Annotated in this window: 10 protein-coding genes and 1 riboswitch; of the genes, 3 read left to right on the top strand and 7 right to left on the bottom strand. The window is 38.4% G+C overall.

Annotated elements, in window-relative coordinates; translation table 11 throughout:
• Window positions 1–30: 30 nt before the first annotated feature.
• The 5 genes from AC2TFD_RS12990 to AC2TFD_RS12970 form a co-directional block, all read right to left on the bottom strand.
• Window positions 31–2,073: a PAS domain S-box protein gene (locus tag AC2TFD_RS12990; protein ID WP_484675874.1), complete on the bottom strand. Its 2,043-nt coding sequence runs from the start codon at window positions 2,071–2,073 to the stop codon at window positions 31–33.
• A complete protein-coding gene (locus tag AC2TFD_RS12985) occupies window positions 2,039–2,899 on the bottom strand; it encodes a CheR family methyltransferase (protein ID WP_484676306.1) in 861 nt (286 codons plus the stop codon). Before AC2TFD_RS12985 ends, AC2TFD_RS12990 begins: the two co-directional genes overlap by 35 nt.
• Before the next feature lie 3 nt (window positions 2,900–2,902).
• Window positions 2,903–5,653, bottom strand: a complete 2,751-nt coding sequence (locus AC2TFD_RS12980; protein WP_484675873.1) for a response regulator — start codon at window positions 5,651–5,653, stop codon at window positions 2,903–2,905.
• Window positions 5,654–5,910: 257 nt separating this feature from the next.
• Window positions 5,911–7,173 (bottom strand): cation:dicarboxylate symporter family transporter, encoded by a 1,263-nt coding sequence (locus AC2TFD_RS12975; protein WP_484675872.1) that lies wholly within the window; start codon window positions 7,171–7,173, stop codon window positions 5,911–5,913.
• Between the two features lie 115 nt (window positions 7,174–7,288).
• A riboswitch (cyclic di-AMP (ydaO/yuaA leader) is annotated at window positions 7,289–7,441 on the bottom strand.
• A gap of 316 nt (window positions 7,442–7,757) precedes the next feature.
• On the bottom strand, window positions 7,758–8,540 hold the full coding sequence (locus AC2TFD_RS12970; RefSeq protein ID WP_484675871.1) for an IclR family transcriptional regulator domain-containing protein: 783 nt from the start codon (window positions 8,538–8,540) through the stop codon (window positions 7,758–7,760).
• Between the two features lie 195 nt (window positions 8,541–8,735).
• On the opposite strand from AC2TFD_RS12970, the gene AC2TFD_RS12965 reads away from it, so the two are divergent.
• Genes AC2TFD_RS12965 through AC2TFD_RS12955 form a run of 3 tightly spaced genes read left to right on the top strand, consistent with a single transcriptional unit; the run spans window position 8,736 to window position 11,246 of the window.
• Window positions 8,736–9,404, top strand: coding sequence for a CoA transferase subunit A (locus AC2TFD_RS12965; protein ID WP_484675870.1), 669 nt, complete (start codon window positions 8,736–8,738; stop codon window positions 9,402–9,404).
• Window positions 9,394–10,047, top strand: a complete 654-nt coding sequence (locus tag AC2TFD_RS12960; RefSeq protein ID WP_484675869.1) for a 3-oxoacid CoA-transferase subunit B — start codon at window positions 9,394–9,396, stop codon at window positions 10,045–10,047. Before AC2TFD_RS12965 ends, AC2TFD_RS12960 begins: the two co-directional genes overlap by 11 nt.
• A 17-nt stretch (window positions 10,048–10,064) precedes the next feature.
• Window positions 10,065–11,246, top strand: coding sequence for a thiolase family protein (locus AC2TFD_RS12955; protein WP_484675868.1), 1,182 nt, complete (start codon window positions 10,065–10,067; stop codon window positions 11,244–11,246).
• Window positions 11,247–11,410: 164 nt separating this feature from the next.
• On the opposite strand, the gene AC2TFD_RS12950 is transcribed toward AC2TFD_RS12955, so the two are convergent.
• Window positions 11,411–11,875 carry a flavin reductase family protein gene (locus AC2TFD_RS12950; protein WP_484675867.1) on the bottom strand — a complete coding sequence of 155 codons (465 nt, stop codon included), beginning with the start codon at window positions 11,873–11,875 and terminating at the stop codon, window positions 11,411–11,413.
• Between the two features lie 95 nt (window positions 11,876–11,970).
• Window positions 11,971–12,969 carry a 3,4-dihydroxy-2-butanone-4-phosphate synthase gene (locus AC2TFD_RS12945; RefSeq protein WP_484675866.1) on the bottom strand — a complete coding sequence of 333 codons (999 nt, stop codon included), beginning with the start codon at window positions 12,967–12,969 and terminating at the stop codon, window positions 11,971–11,973.
• Window positions 12,970–13,103 lie beyond the last annotated feature (134 nt).

Genomic DNA, 13,103 nt, shown 5'->3' with positions numbered 1-13,103 from the left:
TCCCCCTTTCTTCGGTAATAAAGAATCAACCTACGCGTCGGGTTTGATGGAAGGGTCCTGAAATCGTATACAGAAAGTGGTACCCTCATCACCTGTTTCAATTTCAATTTGGGCATCATGCCGTTTCGCTACACTGTAACAGATCGCCAACCCCAAACCTGTTCCTGTTTCCTTTGTCGTGAAGAAAGGTGTACCTAATTTTGATAAAACTTCAGGGCTGATACCTTGACCTTCATCTTTAATTTGTAGAACCACCGTTTGCTTGTCCTGATATGTTTTAATGGTTAAATTTCCATTTGAAGTCATGGCATCTAAACCATTTAAGGCAATATTCAAGATTAGCTGGCGAATCTCTTTTTCGTCAAGAGAAATGTCAGGACATTCACCCAATTCAAGCTTCAATTGTTTATTCGAACGCAGTGCTTCCGCATGTATCAAAGGAGATAAAGCTTCAATAATGGTGTTCAAGTTTTGTTTCCTTTTAACACTGACCTTATTTTTTGCGAGATTCAAAAATTCCGTGATAATAGAGTTTGCCCTATTCAATTCCTCTAGCATTAAATCGATGATATCCGTCGATAATTTGTCGGCTTTATTCTTGGTTAATTGTAAAAATCCTTGAACAGTTGTCATCGGATTACGAATCTCATGGGCAATCCCTGCTGCCATTTCTCCGATTAAATTTAGGCGGTCCAGTCGATACATTTCATTTTCAAGATGTACCCTGTCCGTAATATCGGTCAAAACAATCAGTATACATGGTTCAGAATGGATATCGATTAATTCAGTAGATAATAATCCTGATCGAATTTCCCCCTTTTTCGTCTCATACCTGACTTTTTTGTTACTAACTTTTTTATATATATCAATATACGTTTCCGTTACATCATCAATCAAATTCTTACTACTTGCTTTTTGATGTATCAATTCATCCCAGCTATAACCAGTATTTTTTATCCAGCTGGCATTAACCTCCATAAAAGTTAGATCCTGCTGCGATAAAATCGCCATTAAGCAAGGGCTGGATTCAAAGATTATTCGAAACCTTTCTTGGGAACGAAACAGATGGTCGGCCATTCTTTTTCGTTCATCAATTTCTTTCTGCAGTTTCAAATTGGACTTGGTCAGCTCTAGCGTCCGCTCTTCGACAATCTGTTCCAAATTTATAAACCTTTGTTTTTTCACTTCTTCTATTTGCTTTCTTTCTGTTACATCCCGAATGGTACAAACAAAAATCTGTTCATCCTCAATGATAGTGAATGCAATTAACAGATCCGCATAAAAGCAACTCTTATCCTTTCGACAAGCAACGACTTCAATGATCCTGCCTTCCGATTGTCTAATCCTCGAAAAGAACGAGGAGGATGAATCACCTAACACTTCTTCCTCCCATTTTGGAAAAAGTTTAAGAACGTGTTTTTCCACCAATTCCTTTGGCTGATAGCCAAACATGCTTCTCACGGCGGGATTCACGGAAAGAATTGAACCTTTATTATTAAATGACACAATGGTATCGGTGATGGTTTCACTTATGGCTTTTGATAATGCCTCTGTCCGGCGTAAATTGAGAGTGGTTCGATCCAATCTTTTGTTGACTTTATTCAGCTCAAACAAATGTCCCAGGTCCGTTTGAATAATGTTTTCTTGATGGTTCTGATGAATTTTGACAAACTGTTCGATTTTCTTTTTCAATGTTTCCGGCTGAAAGGGTTTAAAAATATAATCAATCGCTCCTACCGAGTATCCTTGGTGAACATGTTCCATTTCTTGACTAATGGCTGTAATAAAAATAATCGGTATATTTTTTGTCTTTTCTCTCGCCTTTATGAGCTTGGCTGTATCAAAGCCGTTTAGTCCAGGCATTTGAACATCGAGTAAAATCACCGCAAAATCATATTGAAGCATACATTTTAACGCTTCTTTCCCTGAATTGGCGCTAATAAGATTGTAGGTGGGTGATGTGAGTACCGCTTCTAATGCCAAAAGGTTTTCTGGATGATCATCCACCATTAAAATATTCACCTTTTGCGCAGAAGTATTATTTAACTTTTCGATAGATCCTCTCGGGTCCATCAAATTCTCCGTAACAGTCTTCATAACGTGTAAATTTAACCCCCTCTCTTTTCCCTAATCCAAGAAAACCTGAGGTACATAGGCTTTCGTATAATAAGTGATGAACATCGTTTTGAAGGTTTTTATTAAAATAGATCAGTACATTTCGACATATTATGATATCAAACTCATTAAAAGAATGATCCGATACAACATTATGCTGGGCAAAAACCATATTTTTCTGAAGAAATGGGTGGAAGCAGACCTTATCGTCAATGGCTTTATAATATTCTGAAAAAGCACGTTTCCCGCCTGCCTCAATGTAGTTTTTTGTGTAGAGCTTCATCCCTGCTAACGGAAAGGCACCCTGTTTTGCTTTTTCGAGAATATTCTTGTTAATATCGGTTGCATAGATTCTTGTCTTATCGTAGATTCCTTCCTCTTGCAGGAGGATTGCCATCGAATACACTTCCTCACCCGATGAACAACCCACATGCCAAATTTTAATGGACGGATACTCCTTGATGATCGGGACCACCTTTGTCCGGATACTCTTAAAAAAGGATGGATCTCGAAACATCTCCGTCACATTGATGGAAAAGTCGGAAAGTAACCTTGCCATCACACTTGGTTCCCGAAGGATTTTTTCCTGCAGTACCGATATACTGGATAGTCTCTCAATCTGGACTCTATGGTTAATCCTTCTTTGAATGAAAGGAAAGGCATAGTTTCGAAAATCATATCCATAATAGCGAAATATCGCTTCGAGCAATAAATCAATTTCAATTCTCTCGATTTCTTCGGCTTTTACGAGAAAATGAGATTCGTCTGATTTTACCTGTGTGATTTTTTACCCCTCCTTCGTAAACAGCCAAACCTGCATTAACGAGAACAACTGGTCCAAATTAATCGGCTTACTAATATAATCAGTAGCACCTGCTTCCAGGCATTCTTCTCTACTGTGTTTCATCGCTTTTGCGGTAAGGGCGATAATCGGTATCGTTTCAAATATGTTTATCTTGCGAATATGTTGGATTGCCTCAAATCCATCCATTTCTGGCATCATAATATCCATTAAAATTAGGTCGGTATTCGGATGATCCTTTAACACTTCCAGCGCTTCCCTGCCGTTTTCAGCAACCAAGATTTCCATATCGTGATTTTCAAATGCAATCGTTAGGGCATATACATTCCGAATATCATCATCGACGATAAGAATTTTCTTGTTTTTAAGAATCGATTTCCCATGTGAAATCATAGGCTCTTCCTTTAGAGCACGATCCTGACTGTTCATTAAGTAGGTCTCTTCCAAACCGACTGCCGCTTCCATTTGAGCCTCAGCAATAGTAACTACTTTATTATTCCTTTGCCGGTTTGGCAGATATAAAGTAAATGTACTTCCCATCCCAATTTCACTTGTAACTTCTATAAATCCGCCTAATATTCTAGCAAGTTCCCGGCTTATGGATAGACCTAATCCCGTACCGCCATAATGCCTGCTTGTCGTACCATCCGCTTGTCTGAAAGCATCAAAAATGGCTTCTTGTTTTTCTTTTTCAATTCCAATACCTGTATCAATGACGGAAAAAGCAAGCATCGGTTGTGATTGATGTTCCCCGCTATACCCCGTACTATTTTTTATAACCTTGCGGATTTTTAATGAAACACTTCCATTCTCCGTAAACTTAAATGCATTGGAAAGGAGATTTTTTAATATTTGCTGTAAACGTTGTTCATCGGTCAAGAAAGTATTTGGCAATTCAGTGTCCATTTCGATCCTAAAATGAACCTTCTTCTGATTCGCAATATGTGAGAATTGATGATAAATAGAATCACTTACCTCTTTTAGTTCGACTTCATTAAAGATCACATCTAGTTTACCTGACTCTATTTTTGCCAAATCTAAAATATCATTGATTAGATTTAGTAAATCATTACCGGAGGAGTGAATGGTTTTAATATATTCCCGCTGCTTAGCTGTCAGATTCCCTTCTCCATTTTCAGAAAGGATTTGAGCTAGAATAAGTAAACTATTCAAAGGTGTTCTTAGTTCATGGGACATATTTGCTAGAAACTCAGATTTATATCGAGAACTAAGGATCAACTGCTGTGCTTTTTCTTCAAGCGCCGCACTAACCTCTTGTATTTCGAAGTTCTTTTGTTTAGACGCTTCATATTGTTCCTCTAGTTTTTCATTCGTAGTTCGTAACTCCTCTTGCTGCATTTGGAGCTCCTCTGATTGAGCTTGTAGTTCTTCTGTTAACGCTTGCGACTCCTGCAATAATTGTTCTACCTTCATGTGGTTGATAATACTATTAATTTTTATACCTAAATTGTTATTCACTTCTTTAAGCAGCTTAATTTGCAATGGGGTTAACGTTTCAAAAGTAGCGATTTCAATCACTGCAAGTACTTCTTCTTCAAATAATACTGGTAAAATGACAATCGTTTTTGGAGAAGCTTCTCCCAAACCTGAACCGATTTTTAAATAATCGTCGGGAACTTGGTTCAGATGGAAGGGGCGTTTAGCAAGTGCACATTGCCCAATTAGTCCCTCTCCTAAACGGAATTGCTTTCGTTCTTGCTCAACAGCTGTTGAGGTATAGGAAGACAGTCGTGTTAAATACTGGCCGCTTTTATCTGATTCTTTTAAATAGAAAACTCCGTGACTTGCTCCTACCATAGGGACCAGCTTTGTGATGAGCATATCTGAGAGCATCTCCACATTTTCTACTTCTGGATACAGTGTGGCAATTTCTGCAATTTTTGTATTCAACCAGCTCTGCTCTTCTGCTTCTTCTTTTACTTGTTTCTCGATTCTACTATGGTTCTCTAGTGCATTGGCCATTTTATTAAAGGCCACAGCGATTTCACTCAGTTCCCCTTTTGAGGTAATCTCAATGCGTGGCAAGGTATCAAAATCACTGGATGCGGCCTGTTTCATCACATTTGTTACCTTGTTGAGGTTTTTGCTGGTACTCTTTACGATCCATATCGCAAAAACTATACCGATGAGTAAGCCCATCACCAGGTAGATATAAATGTTTTCAACAGCCCAACTATAGGTATCTTTGGAACGTAACAGTTCATTCTTCATCCCTTGCTCTTGTAAGCCATGCAGCAATTCTGCCATTTGAGCCATTCTCTGACTGTAAAGTTCCAGATCAGTCAAAAAAGCAGGAGTTAGTTCAGCGTTAGGATTAAGTTTCCTTTCCATCAACGCTTGCTGACCCATATTTCGATAAGACTCATGTAAGATTTTAAGTTTCCCAATGAGTTCCTGCGATTTCTCTTGTGTATCTTTTTTCTCTAGTGACACAATCGCCATTTGTAAGCTTACATTTGAATTTCCCCATGCATTCAACAGGTCTGAATTGATTTCCTCTCTGCGATCATTCAAAATCATCGTCAGCGCTCTTGATGTTCTTAAAGTCTCATCTTTAATCGTGGAGGAAATTTCGATTCTCTCATTTAAATCATTGATCACGACATTCATTTTGACGGTTGATTGTTCAAGCATATTCATTAATATCATTACGATTATCGTAATGAACAATAGTAATGTCCCTATGCTCGCATAGAGTTTCGTACCAAACCTCATAATTCCTCCTCAATTCTTTCATGGATCATCGTGATAGATTCATATAATTTAGATAAACTAGTGAAAATTTTCTTATTTTTAATGATACTTTATATTCCATATAACCGTCTATATGATATTTAGTAAGTTGGTAAGGTAAAAACAAAAAATAATCTCAAATGTTTTAAAATGAAAAAGGTGCCTGTCTCTTTTCGATTACTAAAAGAGACAGACACCTACGAATTTTGCTAACAGTGAAATCTATCAAATGGAATATATTATGAAGCTTTTTTAATTTTTTCGACTTCAACAGGAGGATTAAATTGACCTTCCCATTTCGCAACTACAATTGCTGCCAATGAGTTTCCTACCACGTTAACTGCAGTACGTCCCATATCTAGAATACGGTCAATACCAGCAATAAATGCTAATCCTTCTGCAGGTAAACCTATTGTGCTAAATGTAGCTAATAGAACCACAAATGATACACCAGGTACCCCTGCCATCCCTTTAGACGTTACCATTAAGACTAACATGAGTGTAATTTGCTGTACAATGCTCAGTTCAATTCCATACATTTGGGCAATAAATAAGGACGCGATTGCTTGATATAAAACCGAACCATCTAAATTAAAAGAGTAACCTGTTGGAATAACGAAAGTCGCAATATGTTTTGGACTTCCTGCTTGCTCCATTTTGTCCATAATTTTCGGAAGTACGGTTTCCGAACTTGCTGTTGAAAAAGCCAATATTAACTCTTCTTTGATCATCTTCAATAATTTAAAGATATTTAATCCAACGATTTTGGCCATCAAGCCTAAAACAACTATGACAAAGAAAATCATTGTTCCATAAACAGTAAGTGCTAACTTCCCTAATGGGAGAAGTGATGAAAAACCATATTTAGAAATCGTTACACCGATTAATGCAAAGACACCGATTGGAGCATATTTCATAAATAAGTTCGTCACATAAAACATGGCACTTGCCACACCTTCAAAGACACGTAAAACCGGTTTTCCTTTTTCTCCTATCGCTGCGATTCCAAGACCGAGTACGACGGCAAAGAAAATAATCGCTAGCATATCGCCTTCAACCATGGCATTAACCGGATTTGTCGGAACAATATGAAGTAGTGTATCGGTAATTGATTTTCCTTCTTGTTCTTCTGATGTGTGTACATAGCCTGAAATATCACTTTGCTCTAGTTTGTCCATATTTAGACCAGCACCAGGTTGAAAAATATTGGCAGATATAAGTCCGACAGCGATTGCTAGCAATGTCATCCCAATAAAATAAGTAAGTGATTTAGCACCTAACTTACCAACAGATTTCAAATCCCCCACACCAGCTATCGCAACGATAATACTAGAAAGTACAATCGGCACGACAATCATTTTAATTAGTCGGATAAAAAGATCACCAAATGGCTGTAAGACACTCTGTGCCGTTTCACTCCCATAGAATATCCCGCCGACAATTATACCTAATACTAAACCGATAAAAATTTGACTTGCTAAACTTGATTTGATTTTTTTCATTAATTACCCTACCCTTCTTGTTGATTTAAGCTAAACGAATTTCTACGGTAAGGAAACAAATAGATACTTACGTAACACAAAAAAACGGCAATTGCCGAATCACTATTTTATCATACTGTTTCCTCTCAATCGCTTACGAGGTTAGCTTTCAGGTTAGGACTATGGGAAACAATAAGCCCCTTCTTTTTAAGAATTCACCAATAGCGAAAATATCCGCATAACAAATTTGGGTCCCCCGCTCTTAAAAAAGATTAAGCGCAATATAAATTTTATCTCAAACTACTATATTAGTAAATAATTTTTTATTTCCAGATTACTTTGAAACTGTTTTTAAGGAAAGCACTTACCTTCAAGGCTTTCTTTTCAAAAAACACCAAAAATATTTATTTGTCAACATTACCTTATATTAACCTAATTACCTATAGACGTACATTTTACCTATCAACCATTGCTTAAAAACAAAAAAACTCACAAAAAGCATTTGTGAGCACTTAGAATTCTTATATTTGGTTAGCTTCTCTTTTGTTCTTCTGAAGGAACGAAAACAACTTATCGGCAAGTCCTTTGTCTTAATTTTCTGCTTCTTAACCTAACATGCTAACAAGCTTGTTGATCTCTTCCGCGCCTTCTTTTAAAAGCGGCAGAAAGTGGTCATTAATTTTTTCTTCTGAGGTTCTTTTAGAGTTTGTTGAAATGTTAATGGCGGCGATCGTTTCACCTTTTTTATTAAAAATAGGGATGGCAACCGACCTTAAACCCACTTCTAATTCATCGTTCCCTTCGGCATAGCCCTTTTTACGGCATACCTCCAGACAAATTTCGAATTGGTCAAATTCAGTAATCGTTTGCTCGGTATAAGCTTCTACCGACGCTTGTTCCCAAATTGCTTTTCGCTCCTCCAGCGGAAGCCAAGCAACAAGGGCTTTCCCCAAAGAAGTCGCGTAATAAGGCAGCCTCGACCCTACCCTTAAATTGGTTCCAATAATTCTTTTCGCAGCATTTACCCTCAATACATAAACAATTTCAGCACCATCCAATACGGCTAGATTGGTCGATTCCTTGATGGCTGTGGAAATTCTTTCAAGGATTGGATGGGCTAAATCAGGCAAGTTAAGTGATTCTAAATAATGTGCAGCGAAATTCAATACTTTTGGGTTTAATTTAAATTTATTATCCTCTGTTACGGTTAGGTATCCCAGATCGACCAGGGTAAGTGCAAACCTTCTAACCGTTGCCTTATTAATCCCTGTTTTTCTTTCTAAATCACTCAAAGACATCAAGTTAGAACTGGAGTCAAACGCCGTTAAAACGGCAAACCCCTTCGCAACAGAATGGACGAAATAACTAGCTTCTGTTTTCTCGTACAACTATCCCACTCTCCTTTTTCCTATTAAATAATAACGCATTACCTCAGACAATCCTATTGCCTATTTTCTGAAAATTACTTATAATAAAACTAAAATACACTATTCGTATTTATGTACGCATAGTGTACACTATAAACACACAAAACTCAACCATTACACAAAACATAACAATAATTTTTAAAAGGAGGATATAAAATGAGTAAGGTTGTCACAATTCAGGATGCGATCTCAAAAATTAAGGATGGCCATACCATCGCTGTCGGCGGATTTGGCCTTGTTGGCTGTCCATTAAAATTAGTCGAAGCGCTTGGTGAGCTTCCTGTATATGGTTTAACTATGATTAGTAATAACCTTGGAGAGCCTGGTGGAAAAGGACTTGGGAGGATCTTGCTGCAAGACAAAATCACCAAAGCCATCGGTTCTTACTTTACTAGCAATATCGATGCCGTGCGTTATGTCAATGAAGGCAAGCTGGAGGTGGAACTTGTACCCCAAGGGACACTTGCTGAACGACTCCGTGCTGGCGGTGCAGGTATTGGTGGATTCTATACAAAAACTGCGGCTGGCACACTACTTGCAGAGAATAAAGAATCCCGCGTGATCGATGGCGAAGAATATGTTTTCGAACTCCCACTACGTCCAGATGTAGCCCTTATTAAGGCAAAGAAAGCAGACCGCTATGGCAACCTTGTTTTTTCAAAAACAGCCCGTAATTTCAATCCGGATATGGCAAAAGCTGCGAAAATCACGATTGTCGAAGCGGAGGAAATTGTCGAAGTGGGAGACCTAAATCCAGAAGAAATTATCGTCCCTCATTTATTTGTCAACTATATTGTGAAGGGAGAAAACTCGCATGAACAGTAAACAAAAAATGGCGATTCGAGCGGCCAAGGAAATCAGCAATGGCAATATTGTCAATTTAGGAATTGGAATCCCTACCTTAGTCGCAGATTTTTTACCGAAGGAAAAGAATGTCTACTTGCATACAGAAAATGGGCTGCTTGGAGTAGGTCCTACCCCTTCAAAAGAGGAGCTTGATCCGGAAATCATTAATGCTGGCAAATTACCCGTGACAGCGCAAGTAGGTGCCTCCTACTTTTCCTCCTCCGAGTCATTTGCCATGATCCGCGGCGGCCATGTTAATGTCGCCATCCTCGGTGCTTTACAGGTTGCCGAAAACGGGGATATCGCCAATTGGGCTGTTCCTGGGAAAGATATTCTTGGCGTCGGCGGAGCGATGGATCTTGTTGCTGGAGCAAAAAAAGTGATTGTGACGACCCAGCATTGTGCGAAAAACGGTGAACCAAAAATCCTTCAAAGGTGTACGTATCCCATTACAGCAAAAAACGTAGTCAGACTTTTAATTACTGAACTTGCTGTGTTTCGCTTTGAGAATGGAAAAATGATTTTAGAGGAAATATCAGAGGAAATCACGGAACAAGAACTAAAAGAAATCACACCTGCTGAGTATATCGTTTCAGCAAATCTATCAAAATATCAAGTTTAGTAGAAAGGGGAATTATGATGGGTAATGAATATGTAGTTGTTGCAGCGAAACGAACAGCTGTTGGAAAATTTGGAGGAAGCTTAAAATCCGTAAATTCAGGTGATTTGGCAGCAGCAGTCATCAAGGATGTACTTGCTGCTGCTGGGCTTGCAGCGGACTCTGTCAATGAAGTAATATTGGGAGAAGTACGACAATCAACCGAATCTTCCAATGTGGCTCGTGTGGCTAGTCTTCGTGCCGGTATCCCTATTTCAGCGAGTGCACAAACGGTGAATCGCCTTTGTGCTTCCGGGATTCAAGCGGTTGTTTCCGGGGTTCAGCATCTTGCCTTCCACCCGGATGAGGTGGTGATTGCCGGGGGTACGGAAAACATGAGCAGGGCGCCAATCTATCTCCGCAATGCCCGTTTTGGAGAAGGAAACCCATATACCGTTGACTCTAATCTTGAGAACGGGCAGCAGCCGATTGAAATGTACGGAAAAGATTTGGGAATGGGTATTACAGCTGAAAACGTAGCAGAAAAGTATGGAATTAGTCGTGAAAATCAGGACATCTTTGCACTAGAAAGCCAGAAGCGGGCAAAACAAGCGTGGGATGATGGGAAATTTGATTCTCAGATTGTCCCGATTGAAGTGAAAAACAAACGGCAAGCGATCCTATTTGCGAAAGACGAACATCTTCGGGAAACCACTTTAGAACAACTTGCAGGTTTAAAACCTGTATTCAAGAAAGATGGAACAGTAACCGCAGGGAATGCCTGTGGCCGGAACGATGGCGCAAGTGCTCTCCTATTAATGACAAAAGAGAAAGCCCAATCTCTTGGCTTGAAACCACTTGCAAAAGTGAAAAATTGGGCCGTATCTGGTGTAGACCCACGATATATGGGGATAGGTCCCGTTCCTGCTGTCAATAAGTTATTGGAGAAAACGGGTCTAGGACTAAAGGATATTGGTCTCTTTGAATTAAACGAAGCGTTTGCTTCGCAATCATTGGCAGTTATTCAGGAACTTGATTTGGATATTGAAAAAGTCAATGTAAATGGCGGGGCGATTGCGCTCGGACATCCACTCGGGGCTACTGGTGCTGTCATCATTACAAAGCTTATCCATGAAATGATCAATCGCCATACCCAATTTGGGATAGCAACCCTTTGTATTGGCGGCGGTCAGGGAATGGCGATTTTATTGGAATCCATCTAGATGATGTCAAGGACACTTTGTTTCTAGCAATATGTACAAGAAGGGGCGGTTCAAAGTTAAATTTCTAACTTTGAACCGCCCCTTTTTAAGTATGAACCCTTGATTTAATAACATTCATACCTATAAATAAAGGAAATGTTGCCCTTTTGATTCCCTTTTTATTTTTATTTAGTTACTGGGTAAAATTCAACTGGAATTGGCCCAAATTGTCTACGGTGATACAACATCGGATCCTTTTCGTCCTTTTGAATATTAGTTACTTCTCCAATTAAAATCGTATGATCACCTGCTTTTACGGTTTTAAATGTTTCGCACTCAAGGACTGCAAACGGACCTTCAATAATCTGTAGTTGATTTTGGGAATAGTCCCACTTGCATGCATTAAAGCGGTCCACATTTTTGCTAGCAAATATCTTACAAAGCTCTTGCTGGCCCCCTGCAAGAATATGAATAGCGAATTTTCCTAATTCTGTAAATCTTTTAATCGTTGATACTTCATGGTCAATTGACCAAAGAACCATAAGAGGTTCCAAATAAGCGGAAGCAAACGAGTTTACAGTTAACCCTACTGGGTTGCCATCATGATTTGTCGCTGTTACGATTGTTACACCTGTCGGGTAACTCCCCATCATCTCTTTAAATAGTTGTTGATTTGCCTCTTATGTCATTATTACCGCTCCCTTTTATTTATTTGAAAGATTAAAATCTCTCATTTTTGTAATGCTTACATAGATATTTTCACTTTCTCTGAAACATGAACCATACTAGGTCCGTCAAAAGTATCATTTTCAAGGCGTATTCCAAATCTATTTAAAAGTTGCTTAGATAAAATAGAGATGTAGCGGGAGAGTATAGCTGTTTGTTCTCTGTGTTTGATATAAACAATCACCCCACCCAAGTGCTTTATTTTATATAAACTAATATTAAGGGAAGAATGACAATCACAAACACCTGAATCGCAAAAATCACACTCTTTATGAAGATAAACAAAAGTAACCCCCTTATCCTGTAAATTCTGATGATAGAAGATATAGTCAGAATAAGTATCCAGCCTGTTTGAAAATCTTTGTAATTCAAATTCTCCGATACGATTTTTTACTTTTGTTTGTTTTTCAATACGAATAATTTGTTGACTATTTAAACAATGTAGTAATACATCATCAATGGATAAAATCGATAAATGAAATTTCTCAGCAAACGTTTCTAACTCCTCATAATTTGAAATTTCTCCATATTCGTTTAAGGCATCACACATGACGACCGAAGGATAGGAATTGCATAGTTTTGCAAGTTCAATTCCAGCTTCAATATGACTTTGTTTACCGAAAATACCGTCCTGATGAGCAATAACGGGGAAAACGTGACCAGGTCTTTTAAAATCACTTGAAAGTTTGTTTGGGTTAATAATCGCTTTTATCGTATCAAAACGTTCAAATGCTGATATCCCTGTTGTTGTCCCAGCAACATCTACTGATATGGAATAAGATGGTGTGCTATGATTCGTATAAGCTGAATCTTGAAGAGATAGTTCCAACTTAGAGGCTCGTTGCTTTTCAATTCCGACACTAACCATTCCACGACCCTTAGTTACCATGAAATTTATTTGACTAGGTGAAGTATGGTCCACAAGACCAGTTAATTTCCCATGACCAGACTGATCGACTATTATAACTAATTTCCCCATCGTTAATTCCTCAATAACCTTATTTACTTGGGCTTCCATCTAACATTGCACGCCCTTTCTTTATAATATCGTCAGTTTGTTTCAATTTAGTGAATAGACTCTCCTTATTCATTGCAATTCAAGACATTATCATAAAAGCAAAGCAATGATGAACTTTTGTCCATTATTTTAAG

Source organism: Neobacillus sp. plas4, assembly GCF_057221695.1.
The sequence above is the reverse complement of the archived record's forward strand: the minus strand, read 5'-3'. Positions and strand labels throughout refer to the sequence as shown.

Bases quoted from the DNA above. Each gene is read 5' to 3' on its own strand.
- AC2TFD_RS12965 (WP_484675870.1), top strand. From the start codon at position 8,736: ATGAGTAAGGTTGTCACAATTCAGGATGCGATCTCAAAAATTAAGGAT.
- AC2TFD_RS12945 (WP_484675866.1), bottom strand. From the start codon at position 12,969: ATGGAAGCCCAAGTAAATAAGGTTATTGAGGAATTAACGATGGGGAAA.
- AC2TFD_RS12950 (WP_484675867.1), bottom strand. From the start codon at position 11,875: ATGGGGAGTTACCCGACAGGTGTAACAATCGTAACAGCGACAAATCAT.
- AC2TFD_RS12975 (WP_484675872.1), bottom strand. From the start codon at position 7,173: ATGAAAAAAATCAAATCAAGTTTAGCAAGTCAAATTTTTATCGGTTTA.
- AC2TFD_RS12990 (WP_484675874.1), bottom strand. From the start codon at position 2,073: ATGGACCCGAGAGGATCTATCGAAAAGTTAAATAATACTTCTGCGCAA.
- AC2TFD_RS12960 (WP_484675869.1), top strand. From the start codon at position 9,394: ATGAACAGTAAACAAAAAATGGCGATTCGAGCGGCCAAGGAAATCAGC.
- AC2TFD_RS12980 (WP_484675873.1), bottom strand. From the start codon at position 5,653: ATGAGGTTTGGTACGAAACTCTATGCGAGCATAGGGACATTACTATTG.
- AC2TFD_RS12955 (WP_484675868.1), top strand. From the start codon at position 10,065: ATGGGTAATGAATATGTAGTTGTTGCAGCGAAACGAACAGCTGTTGGA.